Origin of the sequence: Photobacterium salinisoli, assembly GCF_003614885.1 — a bacterium.
In the GTDB taxonomy this organism is placed as follows: Bacteria; Pseudomonadota; Gammaproteobacteria; order Enterobacterales; family Vibrionaceae; genus Photobacterium; species Photobacterium salinisoli.
Map to the genome: position 1 here is coordinate 1,091,013 of NZ_QZMS01000011.1, position 17,679 is coordinate 1,108,691.

Genomic DNA, 17,679 nt, shown 5'->3' on the forward strand with positions numbered 1-17,679 from the left:
CCCCCTCTCATTACTGAAGAGGGGGAATTGGACGGTATACAGCTATCAGGCTTTACGGGGGGTTGCATGTAACGATCGAAAACCAGGCCGCCGGCAAAATGGGCTCGCTCACTCGTCTCGCTCACTCGTATTGTCCAAAGGGGACATATTTTGCAGGTCAACCGGGCGTTATTCTTCCAGTACCCGCTCTGCTGCTTTGTGAGTTGGCTCTACTAGCACTGGGGTTTCGCCTTCCTGACTTTGCAATATCTCAGCGGCAAGGGTGACACCGTAAAGCAGCTGCCGAATCATTTCCGCAATTTCGACAATCAGTTCGACCATACCTGGCTGTCTGGCCTTTTTTTTGCTGCACATGATATACAGAGACTCGCTCAGCCGCAGGGCGTATTGCGGTAACACCGGCACTAACTGGCTACTGGCCGAATACAGATAGGTAGGTAATACGGCTATGCCCATACCCCTTTCGGCGGCGTGCAGCTTGGTCAGGTTGGTATCAAAATACTGGCTGCGCTCAGGCAGGGAAAATTTACTTTGCTGAGCATAGATGTTCGGCCAGTCTAATTTCCCTTTAGCCTGAATCAGCAAACGGTGCCCATCCAGTTCAGAGAGTGACGCCGGTGTACCATAACGCTTCAGATATTCCCGGCTCGCGACTATCACTTTGTCGACATCTGCCACCCGTTGATAATAAAAGGCCGGTTCGGGCTGAGAGAAATTCAGGGCGATGTCCAGATCGTCATCAAAGAACGCTTTCTCCATACTGGTTTCAATCAGGTTGATAACCAGTTGCGGGTAAGTCTCCATGAGTTGTTCGATGACAGGCAGCACAACCTGATTGCCCAGCGCGACGGAACAGGCCAGGTTAATGGAACCTGCCACAGTCTCTGTCTGGCTGAGTGACATCATGCAGTGGCGCAACCCGTTCAGACTGGTCTGGCACTCTGCCAGCAACTTCATACCTTCGCGGCTTAACTTGAAGTGATGTTTGTTCTCACGAATAAACAGCTCACAGCCGAGTTGCGACTCCAGCTTCTTGATTTGGGCACTGATGGTGGACTGCGAAATGTTCAGCTTATTCGCCGCACGGGAAAAACTGTTGTATTCCGCTACCGCCTGAAAGTAGTGCAACAGGGCAAATGACTTATCCATGTTCATAGTTGTTTATCTATAAATAAATCCGTTTTTATGAATTATCACTGAAAGTGAAGGCAAATTACACTGGCTTTCCTGACATAACTATAGGTAAGCAAAGTGAATCTTGATACCCGATATGCGTTTCATCTGGCGCTGGACATCAGTGCTGCGGGCGTGTTTATGGCCGTTTCTGGCTTGTATTGTCTTGCTGAGGGCATGACGCTACAGCAATTGGGCTGGTTCTTTGCCGCCTTTTATATCGTCATGGTTGTATTGGAAGTGCCGAGTGGTTTTCTGGCTGATCGGTTTGGACATCTGGCCGTTTATCGGTTGGCGAAAGGCTTCGATATGCTGAATTTTGTGTTGCTGGTATTGGCTCCCAGTATTGCCACTGTGATTCTGGCATCGGCAATCGGCGGCATTGGGCGAGCTTTGGGCTCAGGATGTTTAGAGGCATGGTACGTTAATCAGCGCTATAAAGAAGGGCGCAATGAGAGTATCAAAGCGGCACTGTCACGTGCGAATCTGTGGTTGTTATCCGGTCTGGGTATTGGTGCTGCAATAGGCGGCCTATTACCTGCTCTGGTACCAAATACGTTCAGCCAGGCGTATCTGAATGGCAATCCATACAAGGTGGGGTTAATACTGAGCATGGTCATCCACCTCGCAGCTCTGGGGATCAGCTTTCTGACTTTCCATGAAGGCGAAAATGTGCGGTCACTACGGGACCATAACCACGAATCACGGGTGTCTATGGGCGGTAACTTGCTCACGCATTTCTTGGTAAATCCAGTATTGATCAGGCTTCTCGCCTGGCAACTGCTGATGGGGTATGCCCTGGCGAACCACAGTGTGTATTGGCAGCCTGTGTTCGCCATGCTTGAGGGCGGGAACAGCATGCTTGAATGGGTTGGAGTTATCGTGGCTTCTAACTATTTGCTCGCTGCGCTTCTTGGCAGGTTGCTTGGCGTTTCTACTGCTTCTTTTTCAGCCGTAACAATTTTGCCGGGTTATGCAGTTTGTGCAGCGGTGGCGTTGATTGGCATGTCGTTAGTGAGTAACCCCTGGGGCTTTTTATTGGCGAACTGGGTGTTTATCTCCGCGGTGTTTCTGTCTCGCCCTGTCATTGCGGCAGAGCTACATCGGCATGTCGGCTCATCGCACCGGAGCGCGGCTGTCTCTTTACTGTCACTGAGTCTGAATCTTGGTGGGGTGATGACAGGTGGTTTACTGTCATGGCTGACACAAACATTTTCTGTGCCAGTTGCTTGGCAGATCAGCGCCTTAGTGCTGATTGTTTCAGCGTTTAGTTTGAACTTGTCCCAAGCGGCACTAAGCAGGACAGACCGGCCCAGAGAATAAAGCTGATGAGTGTAGCCGGGGAAAGAGTACGCAAAAGACGTGTTTCTTAGGCGGTTAGCAATATTTTTTAGATCAATCTCAAATAAACCTTTACAAAGGGGGAGAGTCGCGTATGATTCATCTTGCTCTGTCGCTCAGATTAATTAATGCAACTTCAAGTCAAAGTAAAACCTCAGAATTTCTTCGTAACTGTCGTTATCCTCAGTGTTTCCCTTAGCTTCATTGTGACATTCAATAATTTAGGCTCTCAGCGCATCGCATGAATGCGGTAAATATTTTGAATTCATCTATATAAAAGGGACAAATTATGTCTAACAAATCAACTGGTCTGGTTAAGTGGTTTAACGAAGAGAAAGGTTTCGGTTTTATTACTCAAGACAACGGTGGTGCTGACGTATTCGTTCACTTCCGTGCAATCGCTTCAGAAGGCTTCAAAACTCTGGCTGAAGGTCAGAAAGTGTCTTTTGACGTAGAGCAGGGCGCTAAAGGCCCTCAAGCTGCTAACGTAGTAGCGATGTAATTTTTTCATTGGCGTAAAAGGCTTCCGCCTTTTACGCCAATGTATCTACAACGAAAATTATGCCTCTCCTGCCTTAAAAGCACGTCAGCTGTAAGCTTCAAAACGCCTTCGTAACACACCATCAAACACCAGCATTTGCTTTGTCATCAAACTGCAAATAAATTCCATTAGCATATTTATCTTAAGCAAGTTTCAGATTGCGTTTTATACGTAATAGTTTTGCTTATTTGAAAGAAAAATAAGGAGATATTATGTCTCGTTCAATTGGTCGTCATCGATTTTGGTTTCATCAAAGTCGCACTAGTAATACACCCGTAACTAAGAGGGTCGCCATTAAGTGATAGTTAATTTTACACTTTATAAAGAAGAAAAATCCTGGAGTTCACGTATTCATCAGTTAAATGATGATGTCCTGCTCCGACATGTACACCTTCAGGGTAAGGTTGCCCAAAGAGACATCGATTTCTCCTACTGTGAAAGGTCTCATTCGGGAAATATTCTGGACAGTGAAAATCAAGTGATTGGTCATTTCAACGTTTTTTCGTCATAACTTCGCCATAACTCCACCAGTCATTCATTTCATGGCTACCGCCGCCAGGCCATGCAGTGAGCGATGACTGAGTCAATTCCTGTGATTTAACTTCACCTAAGCTCATCCCTGTTTTGCCAGACACGCAACAGTCAGAAAGCATCTGATGTAGCCAACGCCATATAATAATGAAAATGCATGTGTGTTGGTCATCTAAACGTTTATGACAACCGTTTAGTCATATTGTATCCAGCGTAGTTTCGGTATTAATCAGCGTGACTGCTTGTTATTCTTCGCTATCAACTGGTCGTTTCGTTCTCATCCTGTGGTGGTGATATGACTGAGCGAATGTGACCTAATGTCGGAAATATTCAATAAATCACACGTCCCGCTGAGTATCTTCATGTTTCATACAGAGGAGATATCACATGACGAAACGAATAAATTACTTCAGTATTGCCCCACAAGCGATAGAGATTCTGATGCAGCAGGAAAACTATTTCCATCAGCAGTTCAGCGAATCGCAAACCATGTCGATGATCATTTGGGAATTGGTGAAACTTCGGGTATCCCAGATAAACCAATGTGCCTTCTGTATCGATATGCACAGCAAAGATGCCCTGAAACTGGGTGAGCAACCGGAACGTATCTGGGGTTTGAACGCCTGGCGCGATATGCCGTTTTACACCGAGCAGGAACACGTCGCTTTGGCATTTGCGGAACATCTCAGCGCATGCAAGTCTGTGGATGATGCAATGTACCAGCAGGTACTGGACACCTTTGGCGAACAGGCTATGGTTGATTTGACGTTAGCCATCAATGCCATCAACAGCTGGAATCGAGTGGTAAAAACCTTTAAGCCCAAAGTAGGGAGTTTTACCGCCGCATAGGGTAGTGACTGTTATATGGATTTCAGGATCTTCAAACCACAAGGTGTGCTCAAAGACCATGTTCAGGGAATATGGTCGCTTTTCGTGCCGCCGGATCAGTTGGTAGAAGAGAAAAAACTGCTGTTCAGTGATGCCGGAAGCGGCATCATGTTTAATCTGGGTGGCGAGGTCTGCTTTGGCAATCACTGTCACCCGGAAGGTGTGATGATCATGCCCAACAGCAAAGAAGCCCAGTATGTGACTCTGCCTCCCGGAACCGTCCTGGCCGGGATCCGCTTTCATCCGGGCATGGGCTACAGTGTACTGGGTAAGCGTTTTGATCATCCGGTTTCGATTGCCGACGAACCGGAGCAGTTACACTTTCTTGCCTCATTGCAACAGCAGCTTGGTCATTGTCGCCGCCATCAGGCGCGTATTGCGACAATGTATCGCTGGATGAAACATCATCTTGATATTGACGATTCTGCCCCCCATGCCATTACTGAGATAGTAAAAGCCGTACAGCCTAACAGCCGGCATCGTCCCGATACGGTAAGTCCCCGGCAAATAGAAAGGCATTTCCAGAAATGGATGGGCATGACGCCAAAATACTATCAGCGGATCCTGCGGGTTAAACAGTCGCTGGAGCTGTTACAGCTCGCGCCTGACATCCGGCTGGCGGATCTGGCCGCTGAGCAAGGGTTTGCCGATCAGGCGCATATGACCCGAGAGTTCAGCCACATCGCTAAAATTACCCCTAAACAATACAGCTTGTTGGTCAAGAAGAAACAGCTGCAGAGCAGATAGCGCTTCTTCCAGCCAGCGTCAGTGTACAGAATGCCAATAGTAAATAACGAAAACAGATGCTTACGTTATCAGCCGTAAACACTTGTCAGAGCCGTCTTCTTGTTACTTATTGTCATCAGTCAGGTAAAGGAATGAATTCCGTCTCGTCGCCGGGGACCAGCGGGAAATCGTGGTTCCGCCAGTCGGTTTTGGCCTGTTCAATGCGCTCTTTACGGCTGGAGACAAAGTTCCATTCAATGAAACGCGGCCCGAGATGCTCACCCCCGATAATAGCGATACGGGATGGCACTTTCGCTTCAATGGTTATTCCTTCCTGCTGCGACACTATGGCCATGCTATGTTGCGGTAAGTCGCCGTCTTTTGCAGTTACATGGCCTTTGGCAATGTAGATAGCGCGTTCCTCGGCCATCGGCAGGATGAAACGCTGTCCCGGCTGGAGATCTGCCTCTACGTACAGCGTTTCTGCGAATGTTTGAACTGGTGATGTAACGCCAAACGCGGTTCCCATCAATACTCTGACAGGGACACCGTCAATGTTGAGGGATGGAATCGTGTCATCCGGGTAGTGATAAAAAGCCGGCTCACATTCTTCATCGGCCAGAGGGAGCGCTAACCAGAGTTGCAGGCCATGCAAAGTATGATCAACTGCGGTAACGTCATAGCGTTCACGCTCAGAATGCACAATCCCTTTGCCTGCGACCATCAGATTGATGTCGCCGGGTTTGATGGGTTGCAGGCTTCCCAGCGAGTCACGATGCAGAATTTCACCCTCAAACAAATAGGTGACGGTCGCTATGCCGATATGCGGATGGGGACGCACGTTAATCCCTTCACCAGCCGGAAAATTCGCCGGACCCATGTGGTCGAAAAAAATCCACGGCCCCACCATCTTCTGCTGTGCGGTCGGCAGTAGCCGGCGAACCGAAAATCCCCCTAAATCTTTATCTTTTGCCGTCAGTATGCGCTCGATGGCTCCGCAACTGTCTGTGCAGTCGCAAGGCTGTTCTGCATCTTTAAACGTATTGCTCATGAATCTCTCCTGCACGTCATTTTGGTTTAAGTATGGAGTAGTGGCAGCCATTCGTGAATAAACATGGTCGCTAACAAACAGGGAGCAAGTGTTGGCAGGAGTAAGAGATGGCGGGTTCAAGGATGATGCACGCAGGGTGTTGACGTCTGAAAGCGTTATCAAAAGGTAAGTTACAAAAAAACAGCGCAGTGTTTGTACTGCGCTGTTTGAGTGATGTCTGAGAGTTAAAACGCGTTTAAGTCTCGAATGTCAGATTTTGCTATCAGATCAGAGTGTAGCTGCGTATACCTCAAGATCGGCGGTTGCTCCTTCATTGGTCAGCAGCAAATGCATGTACCCGGCTTTTTCAGCTGTGATTTCGATGAACGCATGATTGCCTGGGTAAGTCGAAGCTGTCTCGTATTTTTCTGCTGTCGGCCAGTGAGAGCTGGCGGCATAGAGGCTGACATTCGCGTTTTGATTCTGCTCGGTTGGTGTCACCCAAACCCGTAATGTCTGCCCTGCCTCGGGTACATAAAATCCCAGATAACGCTGCGTTGAAATACGCAAAGCCTGAGGGGTGTCTGCTTGCAATACGACAGGCGTTAAATCATCTGCGGGTTGTGAACCGGTGTGCCCGCTATTTTCCTCAGGCTCGACGACATCCGCCGTTGCCTTCAGTTCGACCTGACTGAAAGCTTCACGCCCAGAAATGCTCAGAAAATAACGGCCAGGCTTGATATTGCCATTGGCATCAGGAATGATCGCGAGCTGTTCATTACTGCCGGCGGTGAAGGCAGTGAAATCATAGTCGTAGTAATGGGCAGTACGCTCATAGCTTGCGTACAGATCCGCATCGCCATCACCTGTGATCGCGAAGGTAAGGTTGCGGGTATTGGCCGGGATATCAACATAGAAACGTTGCTCGCTGTAAGCCGCGCCTGACAGCGTGACAGCGCTGTTTAATGGTAGTGATCTCGCCTCATCCTGGCCGGAATCCGGTTCTCCCGGTTGCTCCCCGTCAGTGGTCACTGTCATTAACCAGTTATTGAACTCTTCCGCGTAGCGCGAGCCCAGCGTATTTGCGGTTTCTGTCCACTGCGTGTAATCACCCTGACGAGCGAAAGAGAGCAAAGTGCTGACCTCATTCGGATGGTTTTCCATCAGGAAACGTACGGCCAGATAACCCCAGCGATAGATGCGATCCAGATCGTGGTCGTAGGTGGTGCTCAGTATGTCTGACAAGGAATAGGTTTGTTTGCGAGCCAGTTCAACGGCAGCGTCATAACCTTGTTTGTAATGCATATACTCGGCAAAACCTTCCAGCCACCACACTGTGTGTCCCGGGCTTAACACATCGTTGAAGTCACCGTAGAGATTGAAGCGGCCATCCAGATAATGCACGTATTCATGCTCAAGGTTGAGAATACTGTAACCTTGCGCATATTCATTACGGTAGGCCACAAAACGGGCCTGATTGTCAGGGTTGGCCGGATTGCCTTCCAGATATTGCCCGCCGTTGTTGGTGGTATTGCCAAACAAGAAGTTGGAATAACTGACATAATCGGCATGGGTGTTGAAAACAATCACCTCAACGCTGTCGTTATAGTCAGCGGCTACCGGCTGATACCCGCTGTTTACGACCTGATGGAAGTCGGCTTCTTTATCAGCAAGTATCTTGCAGGCCTCGGCGGCCTGTTCCTGAGTCATTGCCTGAGCGCGTATAATGGCCGGTCCGTCACACTGATGGCGTAGCGGCATGACTCTGGCTTCAAGCTGATTCTTTGCATCTTTGAGCCCCAGTGCTTCTGCTTTTTCAGGCGCAAAGTAATTGATCATTTCTGCAATTCCTACCCACATTTTGTCGCTTTTGCCGCCTAGCGGGTAGCGCTGAAGCAGTGACTCCAGAATGGCGAGTACCTGAGTTCGGGTCGATTCGTGAGGTGTCACCAGCAGACGGCCCATTTCACGGGCGGCATTGGTCACAATGAAATCAGCCTCAGTGCCCAATGCCCATTCACTGTCCAGAATAAACTGATTTAACTGTTCAAGGTACTCAGGGTGTTGTGCCAGATCATCATAGAAACTGTCAACGCTGATATGTCCGCTCATGGCACGGAACAGGTTGTTGAGGGTGTCAACAAATTGTAGATCCTGTGCTTTTTCAGCGGTGAAATGACTCAGCAACTGTAATTGGCCGGCCATGGTCAGAGGTAGCTGACGAATGTTGTCTACCATGGTTGTCATGCTTTTCAACGCCGCGACCTGTTCTTCGCCACTTTGGCTGGCGTAGGGTGAGGCGAGAAAAGTATTAATGGTATTTGCCAGTGACACATCTAATGCATCAGAAAAATCGCCGTACTGTCCTTTATGGGGATAACGAACGTAATAGGCAGCCCGGATGAATTCACCGAGGTTTTCGATGACGCTAGCTTGCTGGGTTTCTCCCTGATAGTTGCTGATATGCTGCATTAACTGCTGTTGTATCTGACGGATGCTGTGCTCGCTGAACAGCGTGTTTAATGTATCAGAAGGCGCAGAAAACCAGGCAATTCTGCATTCGAGATCAGCCTGTTCAATGGTCCTGAGCGGCGAAGGTGAAGATGACAATGCATCTATCTCGCAGGCTGGAGCGGCAGAAGCTGTGTTTGCATATAACGTTGCTGAGATGAGCAGTGCCAGCGCTGAACGCTGATATCCTGAATGAAGGTATTTCATATGGCCAACCATTTGATTTATCAGTATTAAGGTAAGCCGCCTTTTATACCAGCAGGAAATAATTGTGCATTATGTTGAATATTAAACTAAGAGGTCGGTCCACAAATAAACGAAAAAGGAAACAGCTTGATATTGTTGCCAGGCAAATACAAAAAAGCAGAGTGAGAGCCCATTTTTCATTTGCAGTAAGGAGGCGAAGTGGCTGGGCGCAGGGATAAAAAATGGCGCGAATAAACGCGCCAGATCATGAGTTAGAACGGCAGGGGCCGGTTATCGGCTGGATGGGATCAGACGCTGAATCGCAAATGTCTCGCCACCTTGTTCAGAAATATTGATGGTTAGCGTGTGGGCCGCTTCTCTGTGGCTGTAAACAAAAACACGCCCGTCTTCTTTGGTTTTGTAATGGGATTTCTGGTTTGGTACAGAGACATCAACATTGGCCTGCGGTACGCCCTCTTTTTCTACTAACACCCATGCTCCGCCTTTTAAAGGCGTAACTTGTACCGTGAGTGATTCTTTGAAATCGGCGAATGCTGAACCGGAAAAAGCGATGGCGGTTGTGAACAGTACTGCAATAAAGGTTTTCATGGTGTAACTCCGATACTTGATTCAGGTGAAGAAGGATGTTTTAAAGCATGTAGCTATATTAAGTGTGATTTGAGTCACGTTAAACCGTGTTTTTTCTTCCATCTTGTTCAGTTTTTTCGAATAAATGATGAGTGTTGGACATCGGAAAACACTGATTCGGGAGTTGGATAATGCTGTCGCGTAATCGGCGCAGCAATAATGAAGAGCAACAGTAATACCGCTTTGAAGGTGAGGGATTGACGGAGTGTGCCAGGCAGTATGTAAATGCTGATAAGTAGCGTTTGCCGAGAGAGGATTAAATAAACAATAACAGAAAAGTTCTTTTCGCTGCCTTGGGGGTGAATCAGTGTTCTGCATAACAGCCTGCTGATCACCTGTGTCTTTTTCATGTTTAAGCCCAGAAGAAAATGGGATCTTAGAGTAAGTAAAAGTACCGGTTTTTATATTGGGAAATAACTCAATTCATTGATTTGTAATTGTTATTTAATTTTTCGGCTCGATCCTCTCCCTGTAACTGACTTAATTATTTTTTACATCTCTTTTCCGGAGCATATCGCAATATAAACCTTTGGTTGAGTACAAGCCCTGTTCTTCCATTAGCCCTTATTCTGGCAGGGCTATTATTCAACTCAAACAACAATTATTCCTTTATGGAAACTATGTGGTGTGATTCCTGACTCAGCGTTGAGTGACCAGAGTGCCTTTTGCTTACTGTTTACAGGGATATGTGAGTAGGCGAGTGCGAAGTATCCGGTCAGTGATTCACCCACTTTCAGTTGAGCAGGGTTGGTACATTATGGATACATTTCAACGGCCAGGAACAGGCTTGCTGCTTTATTGCGCAAGTGTCATGGCCCTTATCATCGTCAGCTTTTTATTATTTGAACAGGATGCCTTGCAATGGGTGTCATCGGCCATTTCTGAGCTCTCCGGTTACCACGGTTCTGGTTTATTTCTGCTGTTTCTCTTTGTTGTCATTATGCTGGCATTTGACATTATTCTGCCTGTCCCTTCGAGTGTTGTGGCCATGTTTGCTGTGGCCGTATTAGGTCCGCTCCCGGGGGCAGCCTCAGTCTGGCTGGGGCTGACACTGGGGTGTTGTGTTGGATACTGGCTTGGCGACTGCTCTGAAAAATGGATTAGTACACGCTGGCTGTCTGTTAAAGAACGTCAAAAAGCACGGCAATTAGCGGACAAAATGGGCGGCGGTGCGCTCATTATGATGCGGGGTGTACCTGTTCTTGCTGAAACCTCAGTGATCGCGGCTGGCATGGTTCAGTATCCCTTTGCCAAATTCTTACTGTTAACCTCGCTGGCTAATGGCTGGTTAGCCGGTGCTTTTGCGTATGTCAGCCTCTACAGCGCCGAGAGTGATCCTTTCTTTCTGGTGCTCGCTGGCAGTGTGCTGATTCCGGTTATTGGCTGGCTGCTGCAGAAACTTTGGCAAGGTGTGGCTTCTGTGTCTGGTGACGTTTCAACATCAGATATTCAGCAGTCAGCAATAGAAATCCAGACAATCAAAGCCCGTTTCACCGTTCACTATCAGTATCCCGTCTGTTTTACCCATGATGTATTTTCCCCCAGTAACTCCGATCTATTGACGCTCTTGCTCAGGGCCGGGCAGGAAGGCGAGGCTCAAGGCTGCGTTTTGATCGTTGATCAGGGCGTGGTGAATGAAACGCCCGACTGGCTCGAAAGGGCGCAGGTTTACTTTCAGCAACATCACCAATACATACATTTAAAAGGACAGCCATTGGTGGTGGAAGGCGGAGAAGCGATAAAACAGGCGTCGCAAACCGACAAGCTGTATCAGTACCTGCTGAGTCATCAGGTTGACAGACATAATGTGGTGATTGCGGTGGGCGGCGGCGCTGTGCTGGACACTGTGGGTTATGTGTGCGCGACCTTTCATCGCGGGATTAAATTGCTGCGCATGCCAAGTACAGTGCTTGCTCAGAATGACGCGGGCGTTGGGGTGAAAAATGGCGTGAACGGATATGGATCAAAAAATCTGATTGGTACCTTCTGTCCGCCGTTCGCCGTGCTTAATGATTTTTCTCTGTTGAATACCCTGTCACACCGTGATCGCCGTGCGGGGTTGGCGGAAGCGGTGAAAGTGGCCGCCATTCGCAGTGTTGGATTTTTTGACTGGTTGGAAAACAACGCGCATTCACTGAATGCGTTTGAGGATAAGGCCACCCGGTATGCTATCGCGCGGTGTGCCGAGCTGCACATTAACCAGATTACACTTGCCGGCGATCCTTTCGAGGCAGGAAACGCCCGTCCGTTGGATTACGGTCACTGGGCTGCACATAAACTCGAGGCTATGAGTCATTATGAATGTCGTCACGGCGAAGCCGTTGCGATAGGCATGGCGCTGGACGCATATTATGCGACAGAGATCGGTCTGTTGGGTCAGAGTGATCGGCAAAGGCTGATTCAACTGCTGACAGCACTCGGTTTTGCTTTATGGCACCCAGCGCTGGATCAGTATGATGAACTCGGCCAGCCCTTGGTGTTCCGGGGGCTGGAGGATTTCCGGCAGCATCTTGGCGGCCAGCTATGTGTCACGCTTTTGTCGTCTGTCGGGGTGGGAGTCGAAGTGCACGACATTGATTCAGACAGGTTGCTTATCGCCATGCGTGCCCTGAAGCGTGATCATCAGGCTGAAGTTGCCGTGCAAAGTGAATCGCTCACTTGGTCGGAGGTGAGCTAATGCGCCTGCATACCTGGCTGACAGTCGGCCGCGCATCCAATCTGCCCAGCGTTTGGAGCAATGTATTTGCCGCAGCATTGATCGCGCAGGCCAGTTTGAGCAACAAGGCTTTGGACAACAAGGCTCTGAGTACCGGAGCCATGGGCAGCGTAGAATGGATACAGAGCAGTGTGAGCCTGCAGATCATACTCTGGATCGGTTGCTTGTTATCGCTTTCACTGATGTACCTGGGCGGCATGTTTCTTAATGATGCCTTTGATGCCAACTGGGACAGACATAACAATAACGCCAGGCCTATTACTCAGGGCAAGGTATCTGCAGCCGCCGTCTGGCTCTATGGTATCGGGATGCTGGTGCTGGGAATGGGCCTGGCTGGCAGCCTGTATCAGCATGCGGCTCCCGAACAGGCGACCTATGGCTGGGTAGCCGTTGGTTTACTGGCAACATTAATTCTGCTGTATAACCTGGTACACAAGCGGTTCAGACACAGCGCGGTGCTGATGGGCGGATGCCGTTTGAGTGTTTATCTGATTGCTGCGCTCATGCTGGCAGATATTACCCCTGAGCTGTTTCTCACGGCACTGGCGCTGTGTATCTATATCAGTGGAATCACTTATGTCGCCCGCGAAGAACACACAAATAAAGTCTCCCATCTCTGGTCGGTCGGGTTGCTTTTCCTGCCTGTTATTCTGGTCAGTTTTCTTGGTTATAGCTTCCCGTTTTTCTGGCTCTATGCCTGCTGTCTGAGTCTGTATTTGCTTTATACCATGCAGCGTTGCCTGTTTACCTCGAACAGAAATGTGCGGGGTTTTATCGGCGGGTTGCTTGCGGCTGTACCGCTGCTGGATGGCTTAATGCTTGCCAGTATGAATCTGATTCTGCCGAGCTTATTGTGCGTGGCGGTGTTTTTCATCATGCCTGGTTTACAGAAGTGGATACAGGCAACCTGATCGTGTGAGACCAAGTCATGCATTCACGACGTTTTGATACTCCGCTTAGCCCTTTTTCACCCGACGCACTGCAAAGTGAACTGGCGGTTGCCCTGACCTCTGAAGCCAGGACCTGGCTACAGGTTGCCAGAGACAAGATTCTCGGCACCAAATCCGTTGAGGACGCGGTGTCCGCTTTACTGCTCACCAGTGCCATGGCACGCCGAAAACTGGGTAAAGAGGTGCTGCCCTATCAACCCGAAGGCACCGATTGGCGGGTGGATCAGGCTGGCCGTTTACTGCTGTTACTGACGCTGAGAACCAGAGTGCCGGCTTCGGACTGGAGTGATGTGTTGTTCTCTATCTATCGTCAGTTCGATGAAAACGAGAAGATTGTCGTTGTCAGGGCATTGGACTGGTTGTCCAGTCATCATGAACTTAACGGTATTGCGCACGAAACCGCGCGGACCAATGATGTGAACCTGTTTGCCGCACTGGCGCTGAATAATGCATACCCGGTGAAGTATTTCAACGAGCGGGCGTTTCATCAGTTAGTGCTCAAGGCACTGTTTCTTGATTTGAATATTGATTCAGTCAGAGGGCTGCCACTGCGCCAGTCGGCTGAACTGACACAACTTTGTGCAGATCTGGTGCAGGAGAGGCTGCGGGCTGAGCGCCAAGTGCCTGAGTCTGTCTGGCTGGGAATGCGCTTTCGGTATTTGTCTGACAGTGACAAAGATACTTATCTGGGTTTCGTCTTTTCCGAGTCTGATGCTCATCAGTATTACACCTTACTGGCACTGGCCAATAATGGTGCGCAGGACTGCCCGGATTCGTTCTGGCAAAGGCTTTCAGCAAAACATTCCCCCTCGCTTACCAGCGAGCTTCAACAACTGATAGACCATCTTCTGACTGCCTCTCGCTTTGGCCGTACACAATCGCTTTCTTCACTCACCGGGTACTTCAATCATGAAATATTTTGATCCGCATATTCACATGGTCTCGCGCACCACAGACGATTATCAGCGTATGTTCGCGGCCGGTATCGTCGGCGTTATTGAACCGGCATTCTGGCAGGGACAGCCACGGACTTCGGTTGGCAGCTTTATCGATTATTTTGACACCTTGCTGGGCTGGGAAAGGTTCAGAGCCAGCCAGTTTGGTATCCATCATTACTGCACTATGGGACTGAACCCCAAAGAAGCCAACGATCTTGGACTGGCGAAAGAAGTCATGGAAGTGCTGCCACGCTTTCTGGCAAAAGACGGAGTCGTTGCGGTCGGCGAGATCGGCTATGACGATATTACACCTGAAGAAGATCTGTTTATGGCAGAACAAATGCAACTTGCGATGGAATTTGAACTGCCGGTTCTGGTCCACACCCCGCACAGAGACAAAATTGGCGGAACGAAACGCACCATTGCTTTGATCCGTGAAGTGGGCATTCCTGAACACATGGTCATTATCGATCACCTGAATGAACAAACCTTGCCGCTGGTGATGGAAACCGACTGCTGGCGTGGCCACTCCATTTACCCCAATACCAAGATGTCTGAACAACGTATGGTTGCACTGCTCAAAGAGTACGGGCTGGAAAAAATGGTGGTTAACAGTGCGGCAGATTGGGGATGCAGCGATCCACTCAAAGTGCCGAAAACAGGTGCTGCTATGCGACAGGCTGGGTACAGCGATGCGGATATCACCCAAGTGCTGTTTGATAACCCGATAGATTTCTTTGCTCAAAGTGGCCGTATCAGCAAAGAGGAGGTCAGTATTCCCATCAGTGTGGATCAGACAAAACTGTGGGAATCCAATTCGGCACTGCGCGGGCAAACGCCCATTGTAGAAACTGATACAGAAAACTGACGTTCGGTCCCAACAACCCACGCAACACGCACAAGGAGAGGCGCATATATGTGGCGACGGAGTGAATTGACTTACTGCAGCAATCTCCATCCAGGCGAACAATTGGCCGAGGTGGAAGAAAATCTGGCGCGGTATTTTTCCCGTGTGGTCGCCAGGCGCGCTCTGTCAGACATGGCAAGTGGACTTTGGCTCAGTGCTGCTGCAGCCGGTTCACTACAGTTGCCTGAATCGTTAAAAGCGTTCAGAGAAACCCTTGAGCGCCACGGTGTGGTACTGACAAGCCTGAATGGATTTCCTTATGGAAACTTTCATCAGCCCGAGGTGAAAGAGGCGGTGTATCTGCCCGACTGGAGTAACCCTGAGCGGCTGAAATATACCTGTCAGTTAGCGCTGATTCTGGCCAGTTGCCTGCCTCAGTCCGTTTCACTGGGCACGATTTCAACCTTGCCATTAGGCTACCGGCATCAGTGGAATGAGGAAAAGCAGCAAAAGAGTATCGAACAGTTATTACGGCTCAATGCCGAACTGGCTGTGCTGAAGGAGTTGGAGGGCAAGCACATACTGGTGTGTCTGGAGATGGAGCCAGACTGTGTGCTGGAAACCACATCGCAGATGATCGCATTTTTTTCAGCACTCTCAGCTGCCAATGGCGGATATCCAGCGCATTTGGGCGTGTGTTTCGATGTGTGTCATCAGGGCGTGATGTATGAAGATACCTATGATGCATTACGCCGGCTCACTGAAGCTGGCATCTCAATAGGAAAGATCCAGATTTCCAATGCGTTCGAAGTGGATATGCAAAGTCTGCGGGATCCCGTGTCAGATGTGCACGATCTGTTGTCTGAATTTGCAGAAGCGCGCTATCTCCATCAGGTAAAAGCCCGTCGCCCGGATGGGAAAATCATGGCTGTATCGGATTTGTCTGAGGCACTGGCGTCAATGTATATGGCGCAAAGTGAACTTATCGACACAACAAGCTGGCGGGTGCATTTTCATATACCGCTCAGCGTTTCATCCTATACACACCCGGCGATCAAGCCCCTGCACGACACACTCAACAGTGTTTTTCAGTATCTGGCAGATTATCAGAATGTGGCGACGCCCTGCCTGGAAGTCGAAACCTACACCTGGGATGTCCTGCCAGCAGCTCTGCAGCCTCAGAATGACGATGCACTGATTGAGGGGATTGTCGGTGAATTGCACTGGCTGGAACAGCAACTGGCTGACAGAGGGCTGTTAATTCATGACTAAGCCCTTAATCGTGATCAATATTGTCGGGCTCACACCTGCTTTACTTGGTGAGCACACACCTCAGCTGAATGCGCTGGTCAATGATGGCATCATGTTGCCCATGCAAGGAGTGTTTCCTGCGGTGACAGCAACCGCGCAGGCCACTATGCTGACAGGCTTGTTACCTGCAGAGCACGGAATCGTTGGGAACGGCTGGTATTTTCGCGAACTGGCAGAAGTCAAATTCTGGCTGCAGCCTAATCAACTGGTTCAGGGCGAGAAAATCTGGCACAAGATCAAGAGGGACAACCCTGAGCTGCGATGCTCACAGCTGTTCTGGTGGTACAACATGTACGCGGATGTTGATCATGCGATCACGCCGCGTCCGCATTATCCTGCTGATGGCCGGAAAATTCTGGGGTTGTACTCAGAGCCGGCGCAGCTGCACCAGGAAATCGAAGCCAGAGTCGGCACCTTTCCTTTTTTTAATTTCTGGGGGCCAACAGCCGATATCCGATCCAGCCGCTGGATAGTCGATTGCGCCATCCTCGAATTCACTATGAATCACCCGCATCTCCAATTGGTGTATTTACCTCATCTCGACTACAACCTGCAGCGTTTAGGACCGGACTCACCGGAGATTGCCAGGGATCTGGCGATGATCGATCACGAAGCCGGACGTCTTATTGACTTTGCCCGTGAGCAGGGCGCCGATGTCATGGTGGTTTCTGAATACGGCATTACCCAGGTCAGTCAGTCAGTGTCCGTCAATCGCGTATTACGCGAAGCCGGTTTACTGCGTGTTCGGGAGTCACTGGGCTGGGAATTGCTCGATTGCGGCGGCAGCCGCGCTTTTGCCGTTGCGGATCATCAGGTTGCGCATGTGTATATCAAAGATCCGGCAGACCTTTCTGCCGTGAAATCTCTGTTGCAGGCGCAATATGGTATTGAACAGGTGCTTGATAGCCACGATCAGAAAGCTTTTGGCATTGCGCATCCCCGGGCAGGAGAGCTGGTGCTGATCGCCGAGCCAGGTTGCTGGTTCAATTATTATTACTGGCTGGAGGACAGTAAAGCGCCTGATTTTGCCCGCACTGTGGATATTCACCGCAAACCCGGCTACGACCCGGCAGAGCTGTTTGTCGACCCTACGATTCGATTCGTCAAACTGAAAATCGCCGCCCGGTTGCTACAGAAAAAACTCGGGCAGCGCATGCTGATGGACGTCATTCCTCTGGATCCTTCCCTGGTGAGAGGCAGTCACGGGCGGCTGGCCGAACGACCGGAAGAGGGACCGATATTCATTACCAATAATAAGCAGATGTTAGACCGGTTGACTAAGCCGGATTGTCTACCCATGCAGCAAGTCTGTGGTCTGTTGCAACAGCACTTTCAATAGCGA

Annotated in this window: 14 protein-coding genes; 10 read left to right on the forward strand and 4 right to left on the reverse strand. The window is 49.6% G+C overall.

The window, feature by feature from the left end:
• Positions 1 to 168 precede the first annotated feature (168 nt).
• Positions 169 to 1,149, reverse strand: a complete 981-nt coding sequence (locus D6M16_RS16230) for a LysR family transcriptional regulator (RefSeq protein WP_205576915.1) — start codon at positions 1,147 to 1,149, stop codon at positions 169 to 171.
• Between the two features lie 102 nt (positions 1,150 to 1,251).
• On the opposite strand from D6M16_RS16230, the gene D6M16_RS16235 reads away from it, so the two are divergent.
• The 4 genes from D6M16_RS16235 to D6M16_RS16255 all read left to right on the forward strand — a co-directional run bounded on the left by D6M16_RS16235 (position 1,252) and on the right by D6M16_RS16255 (position 5,221).
• Complete coding sequence (locus D6M16_RS16235) at positions 1,252 to 2,496, forward strand: MFS transporter (protein WP_120512856.1); 1,245 nt, start codon at positions 1,252 to 1,254, stop codon at positions 2,494 to 2,496.
• 307 nt (positions 2,497 to 2,803) lie between these two features.
• The gene (gene cspE / locus D6M16_RS16240) at positions 2,804 to 3,016 is read left to right on the forward strand and encodes a transcription antiterminator/RNA stability regulator CspE (RefSeq protein ID WP_120512857.1); all 213 of its coding nucleotides are present in this window, start codon (positions 2,804 to 2,806) and stop codon (positions 3,014 to 3,016) included.
• 957 nt (positions 3,017 to 3,973) lie between these two features.
• Entirely contained in the window at positions 3,974 to 4,435 is a 462-nt protein-coding gene (locus D6M16_RS16250) for a carboxymuconolactone decarboxylase family protein (protein ID WP_120512859.1), read from the forward strand.
• 15 nt (positions 4,436 to 4,450) lie between these two features.
• The gene (locus D6M16_RS16255; protein ID WP_120512860.1) at positions 4,451 to 5,221 is read left to right on the forward strand and encodes a helix-turn-helix domain-containing protein; all 771 of its coding nucleotides are present in this window, start codon (positions 4,451 to 4,453) and stop codon (positions 5,219 to 5,221) included.
• Positions 5,222 to 5,336: 115 nt separating this feature from the next.
• Here the strand turns inward: D6M16_RS16255 and D6M16_RS16260 are convergent, their stop codons facing one another.
• From D6M16_RS16260 to D6M16_RS16270, 3 genes are all read right to left on the reverse strand, one after another.
• The gene (locus D6M16_RS16260; protein WP_120512861.1) at positions 5,337 to 6,251 is read right to left on the reverse strand and encodes a pirin family protein; all 915 of its coding nucleotides are present in this window, start codon (positions 6,249 to 6,251) and stop codon (positions 5,337 to 5,339) included.
• A gap of 267 nt (positions 6,252 to 6,518) precedes the next feature.
• Positions 6,519 to 8,948 carry a M9 family metallopeptidase gene (locus tag D6M16_RS16265; RefSeq protein WP_240435643.1) on the reverse strand — a complete coding sequence of 810 codons (2,430 nt, stop codon included), beginning with the start codon at positions 8,946 to 8,948 and terminating at the stop codon, positions 6,519 to 6,521.
• 270 nt (positions 8,949 to 9,218) lie between these two features.
• Positions 9,219 to 9,536, reverse strand: coding sequence for a hypothetical protein (locus D6M16_RS16270; protein ID WP_120512863.1), 318 nt, complete (start codon positions 9,534 to 9,536; stop codon positions 9,219 to 9,221).
• A 796-nt stretch (positions 9,537 to 10,332) separates the two neighbouring features.
• Between D6M16_RS16270 and D6M16_RS16275 the strand changes: the two genes are divergently transcribed.
• The 6 genes from D6M16_RS16275 to D6M16_RS16300 are packed head-to-tail and all read left to right on the forward strand — an operon-like array spanning position 10,333 to position 17,676.
• Positions 10,333 to 12,252, forward strand: coding sequence for a 3-dehydroquinate synthase (locus tag D6M16_RS16275; RefSeq protein ID WP_120512864.1), 1,920 nt, complete (start codon positions 10,333 to 10,335; stop codon positions 12,250 to 12,252).
• Positions 12,252 to 13,202 carry a UbiA family prenyltransferase gene (locus D6M16_RS16280; protein WP_120512865.1) on the forward strand — a complete coding sequence of 317 codons (951 nt, stop codon included), beginning with the start codon at positions 12,252 to 12,254 and terminating at the stop codon, positions 13,200 to 13,202. Before D6M16_RS16275 ends, D6M16_RS16280 begins: the two co-directional genes overlap by 1 nt.
• A gap of 17 nt (positions 13,203 to 13,219) precedes the next feature.
• Positions 13,220 to 14,164 carry an EboA domain-containing protein gene (locus D6M16_RS16285; RefSeq protein ID WP_120512866.1) on the forward strand — a complete coding sequence of 315 codons (945 nt, stop codon included), beginning with the start codon at positions 13,220 to 13,222 and terminating at the stop codon, positions 14,162 to 14,164.
• Positions 14,151 to 15,047: a TatD family hydrolase gene (locus tag D6M16_RS16290; RefSeq protein ID WP_205576916.1), complete on the forward strand. Its 897-nt coding sequence runs from the start codon at positions 14,151 to 14,153 to the stop codon at positions 15,045 to 15,047. Before D6M16_RS16285 ends, D6M16_RS16290 begins: the two co-directional genes overlap by 14 nt.
• A 48-nt stretch (positions 15,048 to 15,095) precedes the next feature.
• Entirely contained in the window at positions 15,096 to 16,298 is a 1,203-nt protein-coding gene (eboE, locus tag D6M16_RS16295) for a metabolite traffic protein EboE (RefSeq protein ID WP_120512867.1), read from the forward strand.
• Positions 16,291 to 17,676 carry an alkaline phosphatase family protein gene (locus D6M16_RS16300; protein ID WP_120512868.1) on the forward strand — a complete coding sequence of 462 codons (1,386 nt, stop codon included), beginning with the start codon at positions 16,291 to 16,293 and terminating at the stop codon, positions 17,674 to 17,676. The genes eboE and D6M16_RS16300 overlap by 8 nt, the downstream gene beginning before the upstream one ends.
• The last annotated feature ends 3 nt before the right edge of the window (positions 17,677 to 17,679 follow it).

Excerpts from the sequence above, each read along its gene's own strand:
- D6M16_RS16270 (WP_120512863.1), bottom strand. The coding sequence starts at position 9,536 with ATGAAAACCTTTATTGCAGTACTGTTCACAACCGCCATCGCTTTTTCC.
- D6M16_RS16255 (WP_120512860.1), top strand. The coding sequence starts at position 4,451 with ATGGATTTCAGGATCTTCAAACCACAAGGTGTGCTCAAAGACCATGTT.
- D6M16_RS16260 (WP_120512861.1), bottom strand. The coding sequence starts at position 6,251 with ATGAGCAATACGTTTAAAGATGCAGAACAGCCTTGCGACTGCACAGAC.
- D6M16_RS16265 (WP_240435643.1), bottom strand. The coding sequence starts at position 8,948 with ATGAAATACCTTCATTCAGGATATCAGCGTTCAGCGCTGGCACTGCTC.
- eboE (WP_120512867.1), top strand. The coding sequence starts at position 15,096 with ATGTGGCGACGGAGTGAATTGACTTACTGCAGCAATCTCCATCCAGGC.
- D6M16_RS16275 (WP_120512864.1), top strand. The coding sequence starts at position 10,333 with ATGGATACATTTCAACGGCCAGGAACAGGCTTGCTGCTTTATTGCGCA.
- D6M16_RS16300 (WP_120512868.1), top strand. The coding sequence starts at position 16,291 with ATGACTAAGCCCTTAATCGTGATCAATATTGTCGGGCTCACACCTGCT.
- D6M16_RS16280 (WP_120512865.1), top strand. The coding sequence starts at position 12,252 with ATGCGCCTGCATACCTGGCTGACAGTCGGCCGCGCATCCAATCTGCCC.
- D6M16_RS16290 (WP_205576916.1), top strand. The coding sequence starts at position 14,151 with ATGAAATATTTTGATCCGCATATTCACATGGTCTCGCGCACCACAGAC.
- D6M16_RS16230 (WP_205576915.1), bottom strand. The coding sequence starts at position 1,149 with ATGGATAAGTCATTTGCCCTGTTGCACTACTTTCAGGCGGTAGCGGAA.
- D6M16_RS16285 (WP_120512866.1), top strand. The coding sequence starts at position 13,220 with ATGCATTCACGACGTTTTGATACTCCGCTTAGCCCTTTTTCACCCGAC.
- D6M16_RS16250 (WP_120512859.1), top strand. The coding sequence starts at position 3,974 with ATGACGAAACGAATAAATTACTTCAGTATTGCCCCACAAGCGATAGAG.
- cspE (WP_120512857.1), top strand. The coding sequence starts at position 2,804 with ATGTCTAACAAATCAACTGGTCTGGTTAAGTGGTTTAACGAAGAGAAA.